The 22,860-nt window shown below is 71.3% G+C and carries 24 protein-coding genes and 2 pseudogenes; 13 read left to right on the forward strand and 13 right to left on the reverse strand.

What is annotated here, in order from left to right:
• The 3 genes and pseudogenes from IE272_RS33285 to truA form a co-directional block, all read left to right on the forward strand.
• Positions 1-135: pseudogene (locus tag IE272_RS33285) on the forward strand (DNA-directed RNA polymerase subunit alpha); the annotation flags it as partial.
• Positions 136-360: 225 nt separating this feature from the next.
• Positions 361-864 carry a 50S ribosomal protein L17 gene (rplQ, locus tag IE272_RS33290; protein ID WP_018960210.1) on the forward strand — a complete coding sequence of 168 codons (504 nt, stop codon included), beginning with the start codon at positions 361-363 and terminating at the stop codon, positions 862-864.
• A gap of 90 nt (positions 865-954) precedes the next feature.
• Positions 955-1,809, forward strand: a complete 855-nt coding sequence (truA, locus tag IE272_RS33295) for a tRNA pseudouridine(38-40) synthase TruA (protein ID WP_098891950.1) — start codon at positions 955-957, stop codon at positions 1,807-1,809.
• 65 nt (positions 1,810-1,874) lie between these two features.
• On the opposite strand, the gene IE272_RS33300 is transcribed toward truA, so the two are convergent.
• Positions 1,875-2,726, reverse strand: coding sequence for a hypothetical protein (locus tag IE272_RS33300; protein WP_190009412.1), 852 nt, complete (start codon positions 2,724-2,726; stop codon positions 1,875-1,877).
• Positions 2,727-2,793: 67 nt separating this feature from the next.
• On the opposite strand from IE272_RS33300, the gene IE272_RS33305 reads away from it, so the two are divergent.
• The 4 genes from IE272_RS33305 (at position 2,794) to glmM (ending at position 7,554) form a co-directional block, all read left to right on the forward strand.
• Positions 2,794-4,413 (forward strand): ABC-F family ATP-binding cassette domain-containing protein, encoded by a 1,620-nt coding sequence (locus IE272_RS33305; protein ID WP_056701151.1) that lies wholly within the window; start codon positions 2,794-2,796, stop codon positions 4,411-4,413.
• Positions 4,414-4,905: 492 nt separating this feature from the next.
• Entirely contained in the window at positions 4,906-5,349 is a 444-nt protein-coding gene (gene rplM, locus IE272_RS33310) for a 50S ribosomal protein L13 (RefSeq protein ID WP_007453147.1), read from the forward strand.
• A 43-nt stretch (positions 5,350-5,392) separates the two neighbouring features.
• Positions 5,393-5,920: a 30S ribosomal protein S9 gene (gene rpsI, locus IE272_RS33315; protein WP_007453146.1), complete on the forward strand. Its 528-nt coding sequence runs from the start codon at positions 5,393-5,395 to the stop codon at positions 5,918-5,920.
• Positions 5,921-6,195: 275 nt separating this feature from the next.
• On the forward strand, positions 6,196-7,554 hold the full coding sequence (glmM, locus tag IE272_RS33320; protein WP_050360951.1) for a phosphoglucosamine mutase: 1,359 nt from the start codon (positions 6,196-6,198) through the stop codon (positions 7,552-7,554).
• 231 nt (positions 7,555-7,785) lie between these two features.
• Here the strand turns inward: glmM and IE272_RS33325 are convergent, their stop codons facing one another.
• From IE272_RS33325 to IE272_RS33365, 9 genes are all read right to left on the reverse strand, one after another.
• On the reverse strand, positions 7,786-8,889 hold the full coding sequence (locus tag IE272_RS33325) for a PP2C family protein-serine/threonine phosphatase (protein ID WP_190009415.1): 1,104 nt from the start codon (positions 8,887-8,889) through the stop codon (positions 7,786-7,788).
• Positions 8,890-8,988: 99 nt separating this feature from the next.
• Positions 8,989-9,954, reverse strand: a complete 966-nt coding sequence (locus IE272_RS33330; RefSeq protein ID WP_056701148.1) for a DUF389 domain-containing protein — start codon at positions 9,952-9,954, stop codon at positions 8,989-8,991.
• 29 nt (positions 9,955-9,983) lie between these two features.
• Positions 9,984-10,979, reverse strand: a complete 996-nt coding sequence (coaA, locus tag IE272_RS33335) for a type I pantothenate kinase (RefSeq protein ID WP_007453141.1) — start codon at positions 10,977-10,979, stop codon at positions 9,984-9,986.
• 153 nt (positions 10,980-11,132) lie between these two features.
• Positions 11,133-12,149 (reverse strand): CU044_5270 family protein, encoded by a 1,017-nt coding sequence (locus IE272_RS33340; protein ID WP_050360948.1) that lies wholly within the window; start codon positions 12,147-12,149, stop codon positions 11,133-11,135.
• Positions 12,137-12,751: an RNA polymerase sigma factor gene (locus IE272_RS33345; RefSeq protein ID WP_050360947.1), complete on the reverse strand. Its 615-nt coding sequence runs from the start codon at positions 12,749-12,751 to the stop codon at positions 12,137-12,139. The genes IE272_RS33340 and IE272_RS33345 overlap by 13 nt, the downstream gene beginning before the upstream one ends.
• A gap of 88 nt (positions 12,752-12,839) precedes the next feature.
• On the reverse strand, positions 12,840-13,367 hold the full coding sequence (locus IE272_RS33350; RefSeq protein WP_078961358.1) for a GNAT family N-acetyltransferase: 528 nt from the start codon (positions 13,365-13,367) through the stop codon (positions 12,840-12,842).
• Between the two features lie 117 nt (positions 13,368-13,484).
• Positions 13,485-13,883, reverse strand: a complete 399-nt coding sequence (locus IE272_RS33355) for a VOC family protein (protein WP_050360945.1) — start codon at positions 13,881-13,883, stop codon at positions 13,485-13,487.
• A 2-nt stretch (positions 13,884-13,885) separates the two neighbouring features.
• A complete protein-coding gene (locus IE272_RS33360) occupies positions 13,886-14,074 on the reverse strand; it encodes a DUF397 domain-containing protein (protein ID WP_056701146.1) in 189 nt (62 codons plus the stop codon).
• Positions 14,071-14,952, reverse strand: a complete 882-nt coding sequence (locus tag IE272_RS33365; protein ID WP_056701145.1) for a helix-turn-helix domain-containing protein — start codon at positions 14,950-14,952, stop codon at positions 14,071-14,073. The genes IE272_RS33360 and IE272_RS33365 overlap by 4 nt, the downstream gene beginning before the upstream one ends.
• Positions 14,953-15,093: 141 nt before the next feature.
• Here IE272_RS33365 and IE272_RS33370 point away from each other — a divergent pair, with 141 nt between their 5' ends.
• Both IE272_RS33370 and IE272_RS33375 read left to right on the forward strand, forming a co-directional pair.
• On the forward strand, positions 15,094-15,513 hold the full coding sequence (locus IE272_RS33370) for an ATP-binding protein (protein ID WP_056701143.1): 420 nt from the start codon (positions 15,094-15,096) through the stop codon (positions 15,511-15,513).
• A 340-nt stretch (positions 15,514-15,853) separates the two neighbouring features.
• Positions 15,854-16,797 (forward strand): annotated as a pseudogene (locus IE272_RS33375) (hypothetical protein).
• On the opposite strand, the gene IE272_RS33380 reads toward IE272_RS33375, so the two are convergent.
• Complete coding sequence (locus IE272_RS33380; protein WP_190009503.1) at positions 16,798-17,277, reverse strand: hypothetical protein; 480 nt, start codon at positions 17,275-17,277, stop codon at positions 16,798-16,800.
• 227 nt (positions 17,278-17,504) lie between these two features.
• Positions 17,505-17,960 (reverse strand): MarR family winged helix-turn-helix transcriptional regulator, encoded by a 456-nt coding sequence (locus IE272_RS33385; protein ID WP_190009417.1) that lies wholly within the window; start codon positions 17,958-17,960, stop codon positions 17,505-17,507.
• Between the two features lie 150 nt (positions 17,961-18,110).
• On the opposite strand from IE272_RS33385, the gene IE272_RS33390 reads away from it, so the two are divergent.
• From IE272_RS33390 to IE272_RS33405, 4 genes are all read left to right on the forward strand, one after another.
• Positions 18,111-19,193 (forward strand): epoxide hydrolase family protein, encoded by a 1,083-nt coding sequence (locus tag IE272_RS33390; RefSeq protein ID WP_190009419.1) that lies wholly within the window; start codon positions 18,111-18,113, stop codon positions 19,191-19,193.
• A gap of 121 nt (positions 19,194-19,314) precedes the next feature.
• Positions 19,315-20,652: a BTAD domain-containing putative transcriptional regulator gene (locus IE272_RS33395; RefSeq protein ID WP_190009421.1), complete on the forward strand. Its 1,338-nt coding sequence runs from the start codon at positions 19,315-19,317 to the stop codon at positions 20,650-20,652.
• A gap of 111 nt (positions 20,653-20,763) precedes the next feature.
• Entirely contained in the window at positions 20,764-21,114 is a 351-nt protein-coding gene (locus IE272_RS33400) for a YciI family protein (protein ID WP_050360936.1), read from the forward strand.
• A gap of 56 nt (positions 21,115-21,170) precedes the next feature.
• Positions 21,171-22,460, forward strand: a complete 1,290-nt coding sequence (locus IE272_RS33405; protein ID WP_190009505.1) for an RNA polymerase sigma factor — start codon at positions 21,171-21,173, stop codon at positions 22,458-22,460.
• Positions 22,461-22,479: 19 nt separating this feature from the next.
• Here IE272_RS33405 and IE272_RS33410 read toward each other — a convergent pair whose 3' ends face one another.
• Entirely contained in the window at positions 22,480-22,857 is a 378-nt protein-coding gene (locus tag IE272_RS33410) for a hypothetical protein (protein ID WP_190009423.1), read from the reverse strand.
• Between the last annotated feature and the right edge of the window lie 3 nt (positions 22,858-22,860).

The raw sequence follows: 22,860 nt of genomic DNA on the forward strand, positions 1-22,860 counted from the left end.
GTCAAGGCGAAGCTGGCCGGTATGGGCCTCGCGCTCAAGGACTCGCCTCCCGGCTTCGACCCGACCGCCGCCGCCGACGCCTTCGGCGCCGACGACGACGCGGACGCCGGTTTCGTGGAGACCGAGCAGTACTGAGTCGCCTCCCGGCTGGGGGTGCCCGGTTTTGCGGGTGCCCCGGGCCGGGGCTGAGGATTTGTCCTCAATCGCCGGACGGGCTTGATTTTGGCTGATGTCCGGCGAACGTCGGGCGGGCTTGAAAGCCGTGCCCGACCGGCACGTATGACTTCCGGGAGGCGTCCGCCTCGCGGGAACTGACACCGGTACCTGATACGGCCGGTGCAGCACACAAGGAGAATCACCATGCCGCGTCCCGCAAAGGGTGCCCGTCTGGGCGGCAGCGCCGCGCACGAGCGTCTGCTTCTCGCCAACCTGGCGAAGTCGCTGTTCGAGCACGGCCGCATCACGACGACCGAGGCCAAGGCCCGTCGCCTGCGTCCGGTCGCCGAGCGCCTCGTCACCAAGGCGAAGAAGGGCGACATCCACAACCGTCGCCTGGTGCTCCAGACGATCACGGACAAGAGCATCGTCCACACGCTCTTCACCGAGATCGCTCCCCGATACGAGAACCGCCCCGGTGGTTACACCCGTATCACCAAGATCGGCAACCGTCGTGGCGACAACGCCCCGATGGCGGTCATCGAGCTGGTCGAGGCGCTGACCGTGGCCCAGCAGGCCACCGGTGAGGCCGAGGCCGCCACGAAGCGTGCGGTCAAGGAAGACGCCCTCAAGAAGGACGAGGCCCCCGCGGCCGAGTCCGTCGAGGACGCCAAGCCGGCCGACGACGCGGAGTCCAAGGACGCCTGAGCGTTCTAGCGACCACGGGACGGGCCCGCATCACCCTTCGGGGCGGTGCGGGCCCGTTCTGCTGACCAGGGGCAGTGAGAGGATGACGCGGTGAGTGACGAGGCGGAGCCCGGTTTCGTACGGGTGCGGCTGGACCTGGCCTACGACGGCAAGGACTTCTCCGGCTGGGCGAAGCAGACCAGCCGGCGCACGGTGCAGGGCGAGATCGAGGACGCGCTGCGGACCGTGACCCGCTCCGCCGTGACGTACGACCTGACGGTGGCCGGCCGGACGGACGCCGGGGTGCACGCGCGCGGCCAGGTGGCCCACGTGGACCTGCCGGAGGCGGTCTGGGCCGAGCACGAGGAGAAGCTGCTGCGACGGCTGGCGGGCCGGCTGCCGCTGGACGTACGGATCTGGCGGGCGGCTCCCGCAGCGGCCGGGTTCAACGCCCGGTTCTCCGCACTGTGGCGGCGGTACGCGTACCGGGTGGGGGACCGGCCCGGCGGCGTCGATCCGCTGACCCGGGGTCATGTGCTCTGGCACGACCGGCCGTTGGACATGGACGCGATGAACGAGGCGGCCGCGCTGATGGTGGGGGAGCACGACTTCGCCGCGTACTGCAAGAAGCGCGAGGGCGCGACGACCATCCGTACGCTCCAGAAGTTCGGCTGGGTACGGGATTCCGGCTCCGGCGTCCTCACCGCGACCGTGCAGGCGGACGCGTTCTGCCACAACATGGTGCGGGCGCTGATCGGGGCGGCGCTGTTCGTCGGCGACGGGCGGCGGCCGGCCGGCTGGCCCGCCGAGGTGCTCGCCGCGAAGGTGCGCGACCCCGGGGTGCACGTGGTGCGCCCGCACGGGCTCACGCTGGAGGAAGTGGCCTATCCGGCGGACGAGTTGCTGGCGGCCCGCGCCGTCGAGGCCCGGAACGTACGGACGTTGCCGGGGGCCGGCTGCTGCTGAGCGTCGCTGCGGCGCCGAACTCCCGGTCGGACGACCGGGAGTTCGGCGCCGAGGGCGTCGCCCCGTCAGCCGTTGGGGGCGGCCGCGGCCTGGGAGGCCTGGAGCTGGCCCCGGCGGTGGATCTGGCGGAAGGTGAAGTTCGTCAGGTCCTTGTTGACCGCGTAGACGCCCTTGTCCGCCGTGGTGACCCGCTTGCCGTTCAGGAAGCCGCCGACGGTAAAGTAGGCGTAGCGGCCGTAGGAGTTGGCGGTACTCAGGCAGACCGTGCCGCCCCGGCAGAAGGTGTCGACGCCGCCGCCGCTGAGGGAGGCGAGGCCGCCCGCGCTCTGGTCGACGGCCTTCTTGGCGCTGGCCTCCGTCCCGAAGACGGCGATGCCGACCGTGACGGCCACCCCGTCCTTGCGGTAGGTGGCCCGGATGAGCCGGTCGCAGCCGTTGTTCGTGAGGACCGGGCCGAGGGCGCCCTGGGTGCCCGTCGTGCACTTCGCGGTGCTGCTAGTCGCGCCCTTGAGGTGCACGCGGTCGCCCATGGTGAGCTTCTTGCCGGGGAAGAACCCCTCGACGGTGATCGGCGCCCTGTCCTTCTTGGCGCTGGAGATGTAGTCCTTGGGGTCCGGCGGGGGCGGTGGTGCGACCGAGGAGAACGAGGGCGCGGGCGCCGAGGTGTCCTCGGGGAGGTCGGCGGGTGCGGGCAGCTGGCTCGCGTTTTTGTCCGCCTTGCCCGTGCCGCCGCCGTTCGACGTGACCACCGCCGTGGTCACGATCGCGCCGATCGCCACAGTGGCCAGCGCGCCACCGCCGATCATCATCAGCTTCTTCCGGCGGGCGCGCGCCGCGGATTCCTCCGCCAGCGCCGCCCAGTCCGGAGTCCCGTCGCCCCCGGGCCCCCAGGAGGCCCCCCCTTGCCCAAAGCTCATGCGCGCAGTTTAGAGGGAGACGTAAACCGGTTGGGACAACCGTTCGCGGACCGTGACAATGCTCTGTATGGGACATCTCGAAGCAGGCCACCTGGAGTACTACCTACCGGACGGGCGGGTGCTGCTCGGCGACGCCTCGTTCCGGGTGGCCGACGGGGCCGTCGTCGCGCTCGTCGGGGCGAACGGGGCGGGCAAGACGACCTTGCTGCGGCTGCTCGCCGGTGAGCTCCAGCCGCACGGCGGCACGGTGTCGGTGAGCGGCGGGCTCGGTGTGATGCCGCAGTTCGTGGGTTCGGTGCGGGACGAGCGGACGGTGCGGGACCTGTTGGTCTCCGTGGCCCAGCCTCGTATCAGGGAGGCCGCCAAGGCCGTCGACGCGGCCGAGGAACGCATCCTCACCGTCGACGACGAGGCCGCGCAGATGGCGTACGCGCAGGCGCTCAGCGACTGGGCCGAGGCGCGCGGGTACGAGGCCGAGACGGTCTGGGACATGTGCACCATGGCCGCGCTGGGCGTCCCGTACGAGAAGGCGCAGTGGCGCGAGGTGCGCACGCTCAGCGGCGGTGAGCAGAAGCGGCTGGTGCTGGAGGCGCTGCTGCGCGGGCCCGACGAGGTCCTGCTGCTGGACGAACCGGACAACTATCTGGACGTGCCGGGCAAGCGGTGGCTGGAGGGGAAGCTGAAGGAGACCCGTAAGACGGTCCTCTTCGTCTCCCACGACCGGGAGCTGCTGTCCCGTGCTGCCGAGAAGATCGTCAGCGTTGAGCCGAGCCCTGCGGGCAGCGACGTATGGGTGCACGGCGGCGGCTTCGCCACGTACCACGACGCGCGCAAGGAGCGCTTCGCCCGGTTCGAGGAGCTGCTGCGGCGCTGGCAGGAGGAGCACGCCCGGCTGAAGGCGCTCGTCCTGCGGATGCGGCAGCAGGCGGCGAACAGCCCCGACATGGCGAACCGCTACCACGCGATGCAGACCCGCTTCAAGAAGTTCGAGGAGGCGGGCCCGCCGCCGGAGCCGCCGCGCGAGCAGGACATCCGGATGCGGCTGCGCGGCGGGCGGACCGGGGTGCGGGCGGTGACCTGCAAGAGTCTGGAGCTGACCGGGCTGATGAAGCCGTTCGACCTGGAGATCTACTACGGGGAACGGGTCGCGGTCCTCGGCTCCAACGGGTCGGGCAAGTCGCACTTTCTGCGGCTGCTGGCGGGGGAGCCGGTGGCGCACACGGGGGAGTGGAAGCTCGGGGCGCGGGTCGTGCCCGGGCACTTCGCCCAGACGCACGCGCATCCGGAACTGCTCGGCAAGACGCTGGTGGAGATCCTCTGGTCCGAGCACGCCAAGGACCGGGGCGGGGCGATGTCGGTGCTGCGGCGCTATGAGCTGGAGCGGCAGGGGGACCAGCCGTTCGAGAAGCTGTCCGGCGGGCAGCAGGCGCGGTTCCAGATCCTGCTGCTGGAGCTGGCCGGCACGACGGCGCTGCTGCTGGACGAGCCGACGGACAACCTGGACCTGGAGTCGGCGGAGGCGTTGCAGGACGGTCTCGAGGTGTACGACGGCACGGTGATGGCCGTCACGCACGACCGGTGGTTCGCGAAGTCCTTCGACCGGTATCTGGTCTTCGGCTCGGACGGGGTCGTCCGGGAGACGGCGGAGCCGGTGTGGGACGAGCGGAGGGTGGAGCGGGTGCGGTGACCTTGGCGGTCGGCGGGGTGGGGTGAGCGTGTGGTGGGTGCGAGGGTGGGGTGCCGTGCGGCGCCGTTGCGGGGGCGCTGCCCCCGAGCCCCCGCGCCTCAAGCGCCGGCGGGGCTGGAGAAGGTCGCCTCAAGCGCCGGCGGGGCTGGAGAGGTGTCCTCAAGCGCCGGACGGGCTGGGTGGGTGCGGCGGGGCTGGAAAGGTCGGCTCAAGCGCCGGGCGGGCTGGGTAGGTGCGGTGGGGCCGGGGGTGCGGGCGGGCTGGTCGGGCAGGGGCGTTTTGACCTGTGTGGGGGCTCACCGGTAGGCTCTCCGTTTGTTATACGTATTGGCTTCGTCGTTCTCACGCGAAGGGCCTTACGTAGGTTCCCTGGAGCAGTTACCAGTGGCTCGCATACGGGCAGCGTCCCCGGCATTGTGAGCCCCAGCTGCATATCGCTTCAGAGGTGCCGTGTGTCTGGATCCCATCCACTGAAGAAGCGAAGGCTGCGAAGTGCGTACGTACAGCCCCAAGCCCGGCGATGTCACGCGCCAGTGGCACATCATTGACGCTCAGGACATCGTCCTGGGCCGTCTGGCCACCACGGCTGCGAACCTCCTCCGAGGCAAGCACAAGGCGATCTACGCCCCCCACATGGACATGGGCGATTTCGTCATCATCATCAACGCCGACAAGGTTCACCTGTCCGGCAACAAGAAGACCCAGAAGATGGCGTACCGCCACTCCGGGTTCCCGGGCGGTCTCCGTTCGGTGCGCTACGACGAGCTTCTCGCGAAGAACCCCGAGAAGGCCGTCGAGAAGGCCATCAAGGGCATGATCCCCAAGAACACCCTGGGCCGTCAGATGATCTCGAAGCTCAAGGTCTACGCGGGCGACCAGCACCCGCACGCTGCTCAGCAGCCGGTCCCGTTCGAGATCACCCAGGTCGCGCAGTAGTTCCGGCCACCCCTAAGACATACAGAAAGATCTGAGGAGAATCGTGGCCGAGACCACTGTTGAGACCCCCGTCGAGGGCACCGAGGGCGAGGAGACCTTCGCCGAGGTGACCACCTTCGAGTCCGAGGTCCCCGTCGAGGGTGAGTACACCTCCGAGTCGCTCGCTGGCCGCTTCGGCGACCCGCAGCCCGCGGCCGGCCTTGGCCGTCGCAAGAACGCCATCGCCCGCGTCCGGATCATCCCGGGCACCGGCAAGTGGAAGATCAACGGTCGCACCCTTGAGGACTACTTCCCCAACAAGGTGCACCAGCAGGAAGTCAACGAGCCCTTCAAGGTTCTCGAGCTCGACGGTCGCTACGACGTCGTGGCCCGCATCTCGGGTGGCGGTGTCTCCGGTCAGGCCGGCGCCCTGCGCCTCGGTGTGGCCCGCTCGCTGAACGAGGCGGACGTGGACAACAACCGCGCCACGCTGAAGAAGGCCGGCTTCCTCTCCCGCGACGACCGTGCGGTCGAGCGCAAGAAGGCCGGTCTCAAGAAGGCCCGTAAGGCCCCGCAGTACAGCAAGCGCTAAACATCGCCTGCTCGACTGTCACGTTCGCCCCGGCGGCACACTCCGTGCTGCCGGGGCGTTCGTTTATCGGCGCTCGCGGGCGTATAACGGCATAAGACGTTCATCGGCCTGCGAGGGGACCGTGGCCCGGTGAGCGCGGTCGAGCATCCCGCCCGGTCGTCGCGCCATGCCGCCTGACGTGCCTTTTTTCTTCTTTTCGTTGCTTTCGTTGTTTGGTTGCTCAGTTCGATTGCTGTGCAGTGGTTTGTGGTTTCGGAGCACTTCGGAGGACACCAGTGGGACGACTCTTCGGTACGGACGGAGTACGCGGTGTCGCCAACGCCGATCTGACGGCCGAGCTCGCGCTCGGCCTCTCGGTCGCGGCGGCGCACGTACTCGCCGAGGCGGGCACCTTCGCGGGCCATCGCCCGACCGCCGTGGTCGGACGTGATCCGCGAGCCTCCGGAGAGTTCCTGGAGGCCGCCGTCGTGGCGGGCCTGGCCAGCGCCGGTGTCGACGTGCTGCGCGTCGGTGTCCTGCCGACGCCCGCCGTGGCGTACCTCACCGGCTCGCTCGGCGCGGACATCGGCGTGATGCTCTCCGCCAGTCACAACGCGATGCCCGACAACGGCGTCAAGTTCTTCGCGCGCGGCGGCCACAAGCTCGCCGACGAGCTGGAGGACCGGATCGAGACGGTCTACGAGCAGCACCGCACCGGTGAGCCGTGGAGCCGCCCGACCGGCGCCGGCGTCGGCCGGGTCACCGACTACACGGAGGGCTTCGACCGGTACGTCGCCCACCTCATCGGCGTCCTGCCCAACCGGCTCGACGGTCTCAAGGTCGTCCTGGACGAGGCGCACGGCGCCGCCGCCCGGGTCTCGCCCGAGGCGTTCGCGCGGGCCGGGGCCGAGGTCGTCACCATCGGGGCGGACCCGGACGGTCTGAACATCAACGACGGCTGCGGCTCCACCCACCTGGAGCTGCTGCGCGCCGCCGTCGTCGAGCACGGGGCCGACCTCGGCATCGCGCACGACGGCGACGCCGACCGCTGCCTCGCCGTGGACGCGGCGGGCGAGGAGGTCGACGGCGACCAGATCCTCGCCGTACTGGCCCTCGCGATGCGGGACGCCGGTCAGCTGCGCCAGGACACCGTCGTCGGCACCGTGATGTCGAACCTCGGCTTCAAGCTGGCCATGGAGCGCGAGAACATCCGGCTCATCCAGACGGCGGTCGGCGACCGGTACGTCCTGGAGTCGATGAAGGCCGAGGGCTTCGCGCTCGGCGGCGAGCAGTCCGGGCACGTCATCGTCCTGGACCACGCCACGACCGGCGACGGCACGCTGACCGGTCTGATGCTGGCGGCCCGCGTCGCCGCCACCGGCCGGAGCCTCGCCGAGCTGGCCGGGGTCATGCAGCGCCTGCCGCAGGTCCTCATCAACGTCCCCGACGTCGACAAGACCCGGGTGAACACCTCCTCCGAGCTGGCCACCGCGGTCGTCGAGGCGGAGCGCGAGCTGGGCGAGACCGGGCGCGTACTGCTGCGCCAGTCGGGCACGGAGCCGCTGGTGCGGGTCATGGTCGAGGCCGCCGACATCGAGCAGGCGCGGGCCGTCGCGGGCCGGCTGGCCGATGTGGTGAAGTCCGCGCTGGGCTGAGCCCCACGGCCCCACGGCCCCACGGCCCACGGCCCACGGCCCTCGGCCCGGCGTACGGGTCGCATGCGTACGGGAAGCCCCCGGCGACCACGGGAATCCACGTGGTCGCCGGGGGCTTCTCCGTACGCTGTGCCGTGCCGGAGGGGTGTGCGGAGCGGTGTGCGGAGCCCGTGGTCACGTACGTTGTCGGGTGGTCGCCTGGTCGTGGAGGTGTGCTGCCGGGGGCGCGGGTCACGCCCGGGGGAGGGCGGGGCGGGTGACGACGATCATGGCGGCGTCGTCGTTCAGGTGTCCGCCGACGTGGCGCAGCAGGTCGCGCCGGAAGCGGTCGAGGAAGGCGTCGGGGTCGCTCTCGCTCCAGCCGGTGATGCGGTCGGTCAGCGGGTAGAACGCGCCGGTGGCGTCGCGGGCCTCGGTGACACCGTCCGTGTACAGCAGCAGGAGGTCTCCCGGCTCGAACGGGACGCTGTCGACGTGGTAGCGAGGCTGCGCCAGTTCGCCCAGGCCCAGCGGGGGCGCCGGACGACGGATGTCCGCCGTCGTCGGCCGGCCGTCGCGCAGGACGACCGGCGGCGGGTGCCCGCAGGAGATCATCCGGACCGGGCCGTCCCGGTCGGGGATGTCCAGGACGGTGGCGGTGATGAACGTTTCTCCGAAGCGGCCGGCCTCGCCCGGTTCCATCAGGTCCCAGCACACGCTCCGGTCGAGGTAGGTCACCAGCTCGTCCAGGTCCGCCCGGCGGTGGGCGGCGACGCGAAACGCTCCGAGCAGCAGGGCGGCGTCGTTGACCGCGGTCATCCCCTTGCCCTGGACGTCGCCGACGATCAGCCGGGTCCCCGAGGTCGTGCGGGCCGCCGCGTACAGGTCTCCGCCGATCCGGGCCTCCGCCTCGGCGGCGAGGTAGAGGGCGGAGGCGCGCAGGGGGCCGAGCTTCCTCGGCAGCGGCGGCAGGACCACACGCTGGGCGACCTCGGACACGTACCGCACCTGCGTCAGCTCTTTCGCGCGGTGCTCCCGCAGGACGCAGAAGACCACCAGGCTCGTGCCGACCAGGATCAGGGCGATGATCTGGGCCTCGTGGTTAGCCGAGAGCAGTTCGTCGGGGTCGCGGAGCACCCCGATGGCCGTCTGCGCGATGACCGCCAGCGCGGCGACCAGGCCCACGGTCCGGGGCCCGCCGAACGAGGGCGTGATCGCCGGGGCCGCCACGAGCAGCGGGCCGAGATGGATGTCGGGCGGCGCGAGAACATCGATCACCGACACCGCGACGATCCACCCGATCGGGATGGCGACCAGCGCCCACCGGGGGCGGGGTCCTGCGCGGCGCTGGGACATGCCTCCTCTCTACACCGCCGCCGTACGGTCCGCACCGGCAGGAGGAGGCGGCGCGGGGGCGGGGCGGGGTCGGCAGTAGAGGGAGGGCGGCCCGGTGGGTCAGGCCCGTACGGAAGCGCCCGGGGTGCTCGCCGGGGGCTTCCGTGTGCGCCGGAGCCTCAGCAGGCCCTTCTGGAGCAGCAGCGTCAGCGTGCCCGCGAGGATGATCCCGCCGAGGTTGGCGAGCAGCTGCTGCCCGGAGCCGACGGTCTGCTGGTAGTCGGAGTAGCTGAACGCGACGGCCGCGTTGGCGGCGGCCGGGACGGTCGTCACCGAGATCGCCACCCCGATCAGCGCCCCGGACTTCGCGGAGGTGAGCGAGAGCGTCCCGGCGACGCCCGCGAGGAACGCCACGACGAACGACATCCAGTCCGGGTGCCAGATGAACCCGGTGTTGGGCCGGGGCTTGTCGATCATGTCGCTGTTGAAGAGGCCGAAGGCGTCCATCAGCCAGGCGAAGCCCGCGGTGATGATCATCGCCAGGGCGAAGCCGCCGATCAGCGCCCACAGCGAGCGCGCCACCAGGCGCGGGGCGCGTTGCACCAGGGCCGTGGAGATCCCGGCCAGCGGGCCGAACTCCGGGCCGACCGCCATCGCGCCCACGATCAGCACCGCGTTGTCGAGCATCACCCCGCAGGCGGCGAGCATCGTGGCGAGGGCGAGGAAGGAGACGTAGGTGATGGAGAACGTCGACTCCTCGTGCGTCGCCTCCGTCAGCTCCTCCCACAGCACCGCGTCGGCACCGTCGCCCGGGGCCTCGTCCTCCGCCCGGTCGGCGTGGTCGGAGAGCGTCAGCTCCATGTTCTCCATGGTGATCGACCCGGACCTGTCGATGCCGAGGCGGCGCAGCGCACCGATCAGCTCGTCGCCGGCCTCGCGCGCCACGTCGCACATCACCACGTCACCGGCGGGGGAGCGGGCGGCGCCCGGCAGGACCACGAGATGGGCGGTGCCGACGGTCGACTCCAGCAGGGCGACGACCTCGTCCGTGGTGTCGGCGGGCACGATCAGACGCAGGTGCAGCACGTGGCGGCCGCCCTTCCGGGGCGCAGGGGTCAGAGCTTGCGCAGGGACAGCTTCTGGACCTTGTGGTCCGGCCCCTTGCGGAGCACCAGGGTGGCACGGCCGCGCGTCGGAGCCACGTTCTCCAGCAGATTGGGCTTGTTGATGGTCCGCCACATGGTGCGCGCGTAGTCCAGTGCCTCCTCCTCGGAGACCTGGGTGTACTTGCGGAAGTACGAGGACGGGTCCTGGAACGCGGTGGCGCGCAGTTTGCGGAAGCGGTTCAGGTACCAGGTCTCGATGTCCTCGGCGCGCGCGTCCACGTACACGCTGAAGTCGAAGTAGTCGGCGAGCCCGACCCTGGTGCGGCCGTCGCTGCCGGGCAGTGCGGGCTGGAGGACGTTGAGGCCCTCGACGATGAGGATGTCGGGGCGGCGCACGGTGAGCCGCTCGCCGGGGACGATGTCGTAGATCAGGTGCGAGTAGACGGGCGCGGTCACCTCGTCCTTGCCCGCCTTGATGTCGGCGACGAAGCGGGTCAGAGCGCGCCGGTCGTAGGACTCCGGGAACCCTTTGCGTGAGGTCAGCCCGCGCGCCTTGAGCTCCTTCATCGGCAGCAGGAACCCGTCCGTGGTCACCAGCTCGACGCGCGGGTGCTCCGGCCAGCGGGCCAGCAGCGCCTGGAGGATACGGGCGCTGGTGGACTTGCCGACGGCGACACTGCCCGCGACCCCTATGACGAACGGGGTGCCGCGCTGCGCCCCGTGCCCGTTCCCGGCGTCCCCGAGGAAGGTGTTCAGCGCGCCGCGCAGCCCGGAGGTGGCCTGGACGTACAGGTTGAGCAGCCGGGAGAGCGGCAGATAGACGTCCCGCACCTCGTCCAGGTCGATGACGTCCCCGAGCCCCCGCAGCCGCTCCACCTCGTCGGCGGTCAGCGGCAGCGGCGTCTTGTCCCGCAGCGCGCTCCACTCGTCGCGCGAGAGGTCGACGTAGGGGGTCGGCGCGTGCTCGGTGCGACGGTGGGGGCTCCGTGCGGGTGAGGTGATCACCTGTTCATTGTTGCGGGAGTTTTAACGGAGTGGGGGGTGGGCTCGGTCACGTGGGTGGTGGGGGTGGGGCGTGCTGTGGGGCTGTTGCGGGCCCGGTGCCTGCTCCCTCGTGCCGGGCACCGGGCCCGCGCCTGGGCGGTGCGAGCCGTACGGTCAGGGCATTTCGCGATCGGCGTCGACTATGGCGGTGTCGATCCTGGCGAGATCGTTGAGTACGTCTCCTCGGTACTGAGTCTGCGAAGGGTGGACGCCGCCGTGGTGGATCTTGTGAGTCTCCGTGGTGACCTCCCTGTACCCCGCATAGCTGTAGTCCTTCGGGTTGATGAAGATCTCCAGGCGGCTCTTGCTCGGGACCATGTCGCGTGTCACGGCGATGACCTCGCGGCCTGACGCATCACGGACCAAGTGATCGATGACCTTGACGCCCTCCACTGTCGCCAGGGCTTGGTAAACGCGGGCGAGAGCGTTCGGCGGGACCGTGTACGACTCCTCCAACAGAGCAAGTGCCGTGAGGAAGCTGCGGTCGTCTCTGCTATCCGCTCCAGCGAAGATCTCTTCGTTGGAGGGGTTCAGCCGGCGCAGCTCCGCAAGAAGATCCTGCGGGGCCTTCGGCAGCGCGCTGGCGATGCGGTGGAGCTGGCTCGGAGTGTACGGATGGCTGGGGTTGGGTGTCTTCTCAAGGGCTTTGTCGTCGTACTTCTTCCACGTGTCCTGGGGTGTGTCCTGGGCTGACCGGACCATGTTCGTGGGCGGAGGCGGACCAGGCGGGCAGTGGAGACTCCTACGTATCGTGACGGTGCCGCCCACCTCCCGCTCGTAGACCCACTGGTCGGGCCGGGGCTCCGGAGGAGTCTTCTGCCGCTCCAGGAAGTCGGCGGCCTGGCCCAGGGCGGCGGCCGGGCTGGACAGGTCCGGGCCGCCCGCACGGGAGGCGAGATCACCATGCTGGGGCGCTGGGGCGTTCACGGTCTGGGTGATGAACAACGCCGCCGCGGTGATCGCCACCGCCGCGCCGAGCGAGGCGATCCGCCAGTCGGCCCGCAGCCTGCGGGTTCGGCGGCTCCTGCCCGCGATGGCGTCGGTCAGGAGTGCGCGCCCGGGGGCGAGGGCGGCGCGGTCGGGGACGGGAGCGTCGGCGCGCAGCTCCCGCAGCTGGGTCAGTTCGTCCATGACGGGTTCAGCTCCTGTTCGGCCGAGGTGAACGCGGGGTCGGTGCTCAGTGCCTCGCGGACCTTGCGGCGGGCCCGGTTCAGGCGGGATCTGACGGTGCCCAGCGGTATCCGCAGCGCATCGGCCACCTCCTGGTAGCCGAGGTCCGCCCAGGCGACGAGCAGCAGGACGTGCCGGTCGCCGGGGGAGAGCTTGGCCAGTGCCCCGGCCAGGGGGGCCTGGACGGCCACCCGGTCGTCCGAGCGGTCGCTCCAGGACGCGGCCACCGGGTCGTGGCCGGTCCGGGCCAGCGCCTTCAGTGCGCGGACCTCGGTACGGCGGTGCTTCCCGATCAGGTTGGCGGCGATGCCGTACAGCCAGGGCCGGGCCAGCCGGTGGGCGGTGTCGTAGCGGTCCCTGGTACGGAACGCGATGAGGAAGGTCTCCGCCGTGATGTCGTCCGCCGCGCCCTCCCCGAGGCGGCGGGCGGCGTAGCGGTGGATGTCCGGGGCGTGCCGGTCGTACAGCCCGGCGAACAGTTCGGGCTCGCCGAGGGATTGCGTGATGACTTCGGCGTCGTCTTCGCGTTCGGTGCCGGGGCGGGCCGGAGGTGGTCCGGTCACTGCGCCTCCAGGGGTGCGTCGGTCGGTGTGCCTGTCACCCCTGTTGTCCGCAGCGGCCGGAAAGGTTCACGGCGGCCATGCGGGCGGCTCAGGAAGCAGCCGTCCGGCCGCAGCGCTTCTCCAGGAGCGTGAACGACTTGGGTGCGCCGACCGGCTGCGGCTTGCCTTCCTTGTGGCCGACGACCCGGTAACCGGCGTCCAGGTAGTAGGCGTTGAGACGTGTGTTGCCGGACAGGCAGTCCAGGCGGACGCGCGTCCGGCCCGTCGCGGCGACGCGGCGTTCCGCAGCCCGCAGCAGGAGGCTCCCCGTCCCCGGGTCGGCGGTGCCGTGGTCCACCATCAGACGATGTACGTAGCCGGCTACCGGCGGCTGCGGCCCCCAGGCGTCCTCGTCCTCCCACCACAGCTCCCAGGCTCCGGCCACACGGCCGCCGGCCTTGGCGAGCCAGACCTCGCCCCTCGCCATGACGGCGCGGAAGTGATCCTCGTCCAGCTGGCCGGTCTGCCACTGGCCGGTGATGCCCCGGGCGATCATCCAGCGGGCCGCGTCGTCGCGCAGCCGGACGAGGGTGGCGAGATCGGTGTCGCCGGCGGGGCGGAAACGTAGATCGTTCACGCCGCGATCCTCGCACGGGCCCACGGGGGTGGGTCGGGCGGAAAGGTTCAGGGGCAGTGAGACGTCGCGCGCTCGACGACTCACCGCCCATCCATTCCTCGCGCGGGGCCGCCCGGCCTACGCGTCCTGCGGATACCAGCGCAGCTCGACCGTGTTGCCGTCCGGGTCGAGTACGTAGACCGAGGTGGCCGAGCCCCTGGCCCCGAAGCGAGGGACCGGGCCCTCCTTCACTGTGAACACCCCGGAGTCGATGACCTCCTGCCAGTCGAGCGGGTCGACGACGAGGCAGATGTGGTCCACGTTCGACTCGCCGCGGGGACGGTCCAGCAGGTCGATGATCGTGGTCGGGCTGACCCGGACCGACGGGAACGGCACCTTCCCCGCCCGCCACTCCTCGACCCGTACCGGCTCCAGGCCGAGCGCCCCGCAGTAGAAATCAAGAGCTCGCTCCACGTCCCCGACGTTGAGGACCAGGTGATCGAAGTCCTTGACCTGGACGATCAGCGGTACGGGCATGGTCAGGCCTCCGACGCGTACGTGACGAAGTCCGCCCAGGCGGCCGGGGTGAAGCCGAGGTGCGGGCCGCCGGTGGGGAGTTGCTTGGAGTCGCGTACGTGGATGGTGGTGGGGGCGGCGGCGACTTCGACGCAGTCAGGGCCGTCGTTGGTGCTGTAGCTGCTCTTGAACCAAGTCAGCTCGGTGCTCATGTCTCTCCCAGCAGTTTCTCGATGAATTCCCGTGACAGCCGAGGAGTGAGGGCCTGCGCCCGGATCAGGTTGTACCGCATCTCCAGGATCTGCACCTCGCGTGGGTTGGTGATCAGCCCGCTGATGAGCTGGACCTCGTTGTGCCCGACCGTCTTTCCGTCCTTGAGCTTAAGGATCCGGTGTGAACCGCCGAGACCCGCGTGCTCCTCCGCCTCCATCGGCATGACCTGGATCTCGACATGCCGCAACTGACTCAGCTCAAGCAGGTGTTCGAGCTGGCGGCGCAGGACCATTCTGCCTCCGGTCCGCCTGCGCAGCGTCGACTCTTCCTGGACAAAGGTCAGCAGCGGCGCGGGTCGCCTGTCGAAGACCACCTGTCGGGCCATGCGGGCCGCCACGAGGCGCTCGATGTTGTCCTCCGTGTACGCGGGCCGTCGCTCGCGGTACAGAGCGCGCGCGTACTCCTCGGTCTGGAGCAGTCCGTGGATCACGACCCCCGCGTACGCGCCGAGTTCGACGGCCTCCGCCTCCAGCTTCGTCAGGTCGCGGACCTTCTTCGGATACCGCGCCTCCTCCACGTCCTTCTTCATCGCCGCGATCTTGCCGCCCGCGCCCACGGCGTCATCGGTCCGGTCCAGGAACTCCGGCTTCGGGATGCGCCGACCGCCCTCGACCTTGAAGACCAGGTTCTCGCTGTACCCGATGGCCGTTCCCAACTCGGCGGCCCGCAGTCCGGCCGACTCTCGCCAGAGCTTGATCTGCCGGCCGACCGCCGCGATGACCGCCCCTGAGTCGTCATCCAGGCCGAAGTCCTGGTCCTCGTCGTTCCCGTCGAGCGCCGTGCGGTTCTCGCGGTCCTGGTTGTTCATGTCAGCCATGCGACAGATGCCTCCACCCGTGTACGTGTGCGTGTGCCGGACGCGTACAGCGGGGACGGGGCCCGATACACCGGGGACAGTCACTGTCCGTACTCGCGTCAGTGCTTCTCAGAGTAGATACGGCCGGACACTCTGAGTGACATGAGCCAGAAAATCACTCAACCGCGTGCACGCACCGGACAGTTCGCCGTCCAGCTCTCCGCCACTCGCCGGGGTGCGCGGCTCGCCCGGCTGCTCGCCACCGAACAACTGCGCTCCTGGGGGCTGCCGCTGGAGGACGCGAGCCTGGTGATCGGTGAGCTGGCGACCAACGCGGCGCTGCACGGGTACGTCCCGGGGCGGGACTTCCGAATCCTGCTCAGCGTGTACGACGACGTCCTGCGGATCGAGGTCGCCGACACCAGGGGCGAAAGCCTCCCGGTGAAGCGGGAGCCGGACGCCGACTCCGAGGGAGGGCGCGGGCTGTTGCTCGTGGAGGCGCTCTCGGTGCGGTGGGGTACGGAACACGGGCCGTTCCCGCGCAAGACCGTCTGGGCGGAGGTGGCGCTCACCGGATCGTGACTGCCGCGACCCGGTGGGCCGGGACCCGGTGAACCGCGACGTGGTGAACCGCGTCGTGGTCACCCGCGACATAAAAGCTTTTGAGTACGTGCTTTTAAGTACGGGGGAAATAACCCGACCCCACCCTGATCCGACCAGTGGCCACCCCCTGTGCGCGCGGGCGCGTAAGCGCGCGACGGCGTCGTCACTCGCATGGGTGAAGTGTGCCAACCGGGCTGGATTTACGACCTGTTGGCGGGCATATGCTCACGCTGACCACCACCCCAGACATGAGACGGCCCCCGGCCGGGACTGGCATCCCGACCGAGGACCTGACCAACAAGGAAGCAGCATCTTCCCGATGGATACCCAGCAGGTTAGCGCGCCCTCGCGCGCCCCGTCCGCCGGTGTTGTACACATCAATATCCGGCTCACCGACGGCTACTCGATCATCTCCAACCGGCTTTCCCAGCACCGGGACATGTCCCTGCTGGCCATCGGCCTCGGCACCCACATCCAGTCGCTGCCCGCCGGGCGGCGCATCGGTGTCAAGGCCCTCGCCGCGATCTTCCCGGAGAGCGAGGCGCGCATCGCCGCCGCGCTGCGGGAGTTGGAGCGCCACGGGTTCCTGCGCCGCATCCGCGAGCGCGTCCAGGGTGGGCGGGTGGCCACGCGTACGGAGTCGTACAACCACCCGGAGGCGGCTGCCCGGCGAGCGATTCCCCAGCTCGTGCGTGTGCCGGAGCCGGTGCAGGAGCAGGTGCCGGAGCCCGTACCCGTATCGGCGTCCGAGCCCGTCGTCGTACGGGAGCCCGCCCCCGCGCCACCCGCTCCTGCCCCCGCCCCCGCCCCCGCGCCCCGGCTCGTGCCGTCGGCCGCCGCGCCCAAGCCGCCGCCCCCGCCGTTGCCCTTCCCCCGCAGGCCCAGTGCCCCCTTGTTCGACGAGGCCGCCCGCCTGCTCGCCGGGCTCCATGTCTCCGCGCCCCTGTTCGCCCTCTCCGAGGTGGACGTGGAGCGGCTCACCCCCGGGGTCGCCGCCTGGCTGGAGCGGGTGTGCGGCCGGACGCGGTGCGGGTCGCGCTCACCGATGATCCGCCCGTACCCCTCCGGCACCCGGCGAAGCTGGTGCGGCACCGGCTCGTCGCGCTTCTTCCGCCGCCCGTGCCCGCCGCCGTGCCCGTCGTCCCGCTCCAGAACTGCGACGACTGCGACCGGGCCTTCCGGTCGCCCGTGCCGGGGTGCTGCGGGGAGTGCCGCGATGTCCGCGCGTACGCCGACGACGAGCCGTGCCTGCTCGGCGCGTGATCAGGCGATGCGGTCGCAGACGCTGTCCGTGGCGACCACCGGGCCCGTCACGGTCTTGCTGCCCGCCGGGCTGATGCCGATCGTGTAGACGCCGTCGACGACGTACATCCCCCGCGCGAGGTTGCCGTCCCCGACGCCCACCAGCACCGGGCCCACCACCCGCCAGAACTGGGCCCCGGAGGCGTGCGCGTCGACCACGGCGGAGCCGCTCACGTCGGCGTCGTAGTGGGCCCCGGTCTCCTTGTTCGTCACCCGGACCACGAGATCGCCCTTGTACGCGCTCCGCGTGACGCCCTCGGCGGGCGGGGGCAGTTCGCGCCGTACGACCTCGTCCACGATCGGCTCGCCGTGGAGGGCGAACGCGCACCGCTCGCCCGCCGCGACGTCCCAGGGGGCCGAGGGGGCCGGTTCCCAGCCGGAACCCTGCGGAGGGGCGGTGGCGGGGGCCGCTGCCGCCGCGTGGCCCGTGCCGAGTGTCATCACGGCCACGCAGGCCGTGCCTAGCGCGACTGGAACGATGCTGCGCATGAGAACTCCCCGAAGTCGGAGGCCGTCGGCCGGAGGCCGGGGCCGCGTTCGCCGAAGCATGCGCCGGGCCGCTCACCAAAGGCTCACCACGACATGGGCCGGGCCGGAGGGCCTGCGGGCAGGGGCGGTCCGTGCGACCTCCGTTTCCCCGGGGTGCGTCGGGGCGGGGTGCGGTGCGTTCAGCCGTGATCGCCGCGGTGGTGATCCACGAGGCGGGTGAGCAGGTCGATCAGGTTCTGCCGGTCGGCCTCGGGCAGCGGGGCGAGGAACTCGTCCTGGGCGGCGGCGAGCAGCCCGTCGAGGTGGGTGAGTTCCCTCCGGCCCGCCGGGGTGATGGTGATGACGTTGCGTCGGCGGTCCTTCGGGTCGGGTGCGCGCTCCAGGAGTCGCCTTTCGGCGAGGTCGTTGACCGTCGCCACCATGTCGCTGCGGTCGATCCCGGTGCGGCGGCCGAGGTCGGCCTGGCTGGACGGGCCGTACTCCTCCGCCGCCGCCAGCAGGGCGTAGTGGTAGCGCCGCGCGCCGGCCCCCGTCAGCTCTTGATCCACGATCCGGTTGGCGGCCAGCGCCGCCTGGTTGACCAGCCTGCTCGACAGCGCGCGCAGCCGCTGCGGCGTCTTATGTTCCGTGTCCACGGACGCAATGTAACAACTCGTTGGCCGAACCCACGATCGAGCGTATGGTGGGTCGAGCCAACGTTGGTGCTACCAATGATGTGGGTGAGTGGTCGTGGATCACGTCGACCGTCATGAGATCACCGGCCCCGTATCCCTGGAGAAAACATCATGATCAAGCCGTTCCGTATCGACATTCCCCAGGCCGACCTCGACGACCTGAACGACCGGCTCTCCCGCACCCGCTGGCCCAACGAGATCGCCGACGCCGGGTGGGACTACGGCTTCCCGCTGGCGCGGCTCAAGGAGCTGGCCGACCACTGGCACACCGGGTACGACTGGCGCGCGCACGAGACCGCGCTCAACGAACTTCCGCACTTCACCACCGAGATCGACGGCCAGAACATTCACTTCGTCCACGTCCGGTCCCCGAGACCGGACGCACTCGCGCTGATACTCACCCACGGCTGGCCCGGCTCCTTCCTGGAGTTCCTCGACGTGATCGAGCCGCTGGCGCGCGACTTCCACCTGGTGATCCCGTCCATCTCGGGCTACGGCTTCTCCGGGCCGACCCACGAACGCGGCTGGGACCTGGTCCGGGTCGCACGGGCCTGGGCCGAGCTCATGCGCCGGCTCGGGTACGAGCGCTACGGCGCGCAGGGCGGCGACTTCGGATCGGGCATCTCCATGACGCTCGGCGCGGTGGCCCCCGAACGGGTGGTCGGGGTGCATGTCAACTACCTGCCGACCCGGCCGGACCCGGAGGCCGGCATCGACCTGTCCGAGGCGGACGAGGCCCGGCTGGACCAGGTCAGGCGGCTTATGGCGAGCCGTCCTCCGTACCAGGCTCTGCAGGCCGCCACCCCGCAGACGATCGGCTACGCGCTGACCGACTCGCCCGTCGGCCAGCTCGCCTGGATCGCCGAGCGCTTCGCCCAGTGGACGGACCCCCGTTCGCCGATCAGCGACGAGCGGATGCTCACCGACGTCTCGCTGTACTGGCTGACCGCCACCGCGGCTTCCTCGGCGCGGCTGCACCGCGAGGCGGCGCGGGGGACCGAGCCGTGCCCGGTGCCGGTGGGCGTGGCCGTTTTCGCGCACGACATCACGCAGTCGGTGCGACCGCTGGCCGAGCGGCTGTACGACATCCGGCACTGGTCGGAGTTCGACCGGGGCGGTCACTTCGCCGCGATGGAGGTGCCGGAGCTGTTCGCCGAGGACGTCCGGGACTTCTTCCTCGCCCGCCTCTCGTAGCGGCGGACTTACTCCTCGTCCGCCTCGGGCAGCGGCGGACCTCTTCCCGCCCGCCTCGGGCAGCTGCCGCCGGGACGCCGGAGGGGTGGTCCCGCAGGCGGGGACGGCTGATGCTTTCCCGATGGAATTCCAGTTGCTCGGGCCCTTCGCCGTCCTCGACCGGGGGCGGCCCGTGCTCGCGGGGCTGCGCCGTCAGGAGCGGTGTCTGCTGGCCGTCCTCGCCCTGGAGGCGGGCCGGACCGTTCCGACCGGCAGGCTCATCGACCTGCTCTGGAACGGCGAGGCTCCGGCCGGGGCCCGGTCCACCGTGCACACGTACATCGGCAGGCTGCGCGCCGCCCTCGGGCCCGGCGGCGTACATCTGGAGACGGGGAACGACGGCTACCTCCTCCGACCCGACGGTCACGTGATCGACGCCCGCGCCTTCGAGGACGGGGTACGCGAGGCGGCGGCGGCCGTGGACGACGAGGAGCGGGTGCTCCGCTACGACCGGGCGCTGGAGCTGTGGCGGGGCGAACCGCTCGCGGACGTCGCGGACGAGGCCCTGCGCGACCGGATCGGCCGGCCGCTCGCCGCGCTGCGGCTGTCGGCGGCGGAGGAGCGCGCCCGGCTCCTCCTCTCGCTGGGGCGGCACGAACGCGTGGCCGCCGAGCTTCCCCCGCTCGCCGAGGAGCACCCCGAGCGGGAACGCCTCGTCGCGGACAGCATGGTCGCCCTGCACCGCAGCGGGCGGTCGGCGGACGCGCTCGGGCTCTACCGGGCCACGCGCAGCGCCCTGCAGTCCGCCTTCGACGCCGAGCCGGGGCGGGACCTGCGGGCCCTGTACGAGCGGGTACGCCGGGACGACCCGGCCCTGCGGCGGCCTTTGCCACCCACGTACGCCGTCCGGGTGCGGGGCGAGTGGCTGCCGTGGAACACCAGCGGGGACCCCGCCCTGGAGTTCTGCAACACCTACGCCGGATGGGGCGGCGAACGGCTGCCCGGCTCGGAGTGGCTGCGCGGCTACCGCACGCTCGCGGTCTGGGCCGGACATCTGGACCTCCTCGACGACCGTACGGTCACCCGGCTGCTGCGGAGGGCGGAGGAGCGGCCCGAGGAGGCGAGCGCCGTACTTGCGGGAGCACGGGAGTTCCGGAGCGCGCTGTACGGCTGTCTCACCGAGGAGCGCGGCCGGGGCGACGGCGGGGCGTTCGCCCGGGTCGCCGAGGTGATCCAGGACGCCATGCGCCGAGCGGTCTTCGTCCAGGACGAGGACGGCCTCGGGCGCTGGAGCCCGCACCCGGAATCCGGGGCCCGGCTCCCGCTGTACGCCGTGGCCCAGCGCGCCGCGGACCTGCTCGCCGACCCCCGCCGCCTCACCGTCCGGGTCTGCCCGGGGAAGGGCTGCGGGTGGCTCTTCCTCGACGTGGGCGGCCGGCGTCGCTGGTGCAACATGGGCGTCTGCGGGCGGGCGGAATGAAGTCGTGAAAATTATTCGGGCGGCGTGTCGATCGGGCCCGGTCCCGTTCGTCGTCATCGTGTAGGGCGACCCGCACGGCGGGCGCGACACACAGGCGAGAAGGAGCCGACCATGAAGTACATGCTGCTGATCCACAGCGGGGCCGTCGACGAGCAGGGCGGCGCACCCCAGTGCACCGTCGAGGACTGGATGGCCTACGACAAGGACGTACGCGACGCGGGCATCCATGTCTCCGGGGAGTCGCTGGCCGATCTGGTGACCGCGACCACCGTGCGGGTCTCACCGGCCGGGGAGCGGACCGTGACGGACGGGCCGTTCGCCGAGACGCGGGAGCTGCTGGGCGGGTTCCTCGTGATCGACGTGCCCGACCTCGACGCCGCCCTCGACTGGGCCGCACGCTGTCCCGGCTCGCGGGACGGCGGCTCGGTCGTCGTCCGGCCGGTCGCGGACTTCGGGGCCTGAGAGCCGTGCCGGGCGAGGGTGGCGAGGCGGGGGAGCCGGACAGGGCGGGCGAGGGTGTGTCCCCGGGGGAGGGCCGCGAGACCGCCGAAGCCGTCGAGGCGGTGTTCCGGGAGGAGCGCGGGCTGCTGCTCGCCTCCCTCGTCCGCCGGTTCGGGGACCTCGACCTGGCCGAGGAGGTGACGTCCGAGGCGATCGAGGCCGCGCTGCGGCACTGGCCCGCCGAGGGCGTCCCCGCCCGGCCCGGAGCCTGGCTGCTGACGACCGCCCGGCGGCGGGCGGTGGACCGGCTGCGGCGCGACCGGGCGTACGCCGCCCGGCTCGCCGTCCTCGCCGCCGACGCGGAACGTGCCGAGCCCGCCCCCGCCCCGGACGTGTCCGGCTCAGGTCAGGGCTTCGGTTCCGGTTCCGGCTTCGGCTCCGATGAACTTCCGGACGAGCGGCTTCAGTTGTTCTTCACCTGCGCCCACCCCGCCCTCGCCGCCGAGGACCGCACCGCTCTGACCCTGCGCTGCCTCGCCGGGCTCACCACACCCGAGGTGGCGCGGGCGTTCCTCGTGCCGACGGCGACCATGGCCCAGCGCATCGTGCGGGCCAAGAAGAAGATCCGCGAGGCCCGGATCCCGTTCCGGGTGCCCGGCCCCGACGAACTGCCCGGGCGGCTGCCCGGAGTCCTCCAGGTCGTCTACTCGGTCTTCACCGAGGGGTACGCGGCCAGCTCGGGTCCCCGTCTCCAGCGGCTCGACCTGGCCGAGGAGGCGATCCGGCTGGCCCGGATACTGCGCCGCCTGCTGCCCGCCGAGCGGGAGAGCGCCGGGCTCCTCGCGCTGCTGCTGCTCGTCCACGCCCGGCGCGACGCGCGGACCGGGCCGGAGGGCGAGCCGGTGCTCCTGGAGGACCAGGACCGGGGGCGCTGGGACCGGCCGATGATCGAGGAGGGGCGCGCCCTGGTCGTCCGGGCGCTGACCGGCGGGCCGGCCGGGCCGTACGGGGTGCAGGCCGCCATCGCCGCCCTGCACGACGAGGCGACGGACGTGGCGGCCACGGACTGGCCGCAGATCGTGGCCCTGTACGACGTGCTCCGCACGCTCACCCCGTCCCCCGTGGTGGAGGTGAACCGCGCCGTGGCGGTGGCGATGCGGGACGGGCCGGGGGCCGGTCTCGCGCTGCTCGACGCGTTGGCGGGGGAGCCCCGGCTGCGGGCGTACCCGCCGTACGCCGTGGCGCGGGGGGACCTGCTCGGCCGGCTGGGGCGGGACGGGGAGGCCGCTGCCGCCTACCGGGAGGCGCTGGAGCTCGCGGGCACCGAGCCGGAGCGGGCCGCGCTGCGCCGGAAGCTGGGGGAGTAGCAGCCGGACCGTGGTGTTCCTACAGCAGCAGGAACACCACGACCACCGCGAACGCCACCACCAGCACCCCGTAGAGGTTGATCTTCCACTTCGGGATCTCGTACGTCTCACCGGCCAGGGCCTTCGCCCTGATCTTCTCCATGTCCGGCCGCATGGCCACGATCAGAAGGGCCAGGGAGAGCAGCGAGACGGAGAAGATGATCAGCGCCTCCACCTCCGAGTGGTCGCGTGCGCGTCCGAACCCCAGGACGGTGACCGCTCCGATGGCGGGCGCGATCAACGAGCAGACCGTCGCCCTGCGATTCCTGAAGCAGTAGTGGACCGCCGCCAGGAACAACGCGGACGCGGCCACCGCCACGATCCACCACTGGCCCGTCGTCAAAGTCTCCGCCTGCACTCG

The sequence above is a fragment of the Streptomyces anulatus genome (assembly GCF_014650675.1).
In the GTDB taxonomy this organism is placed as follows: Bacteria; Actinomycetota; Actinomycetes; order Streptomycetales; family Streptomycetaceae; genus Streptomyces; species Streptomyces anulatus.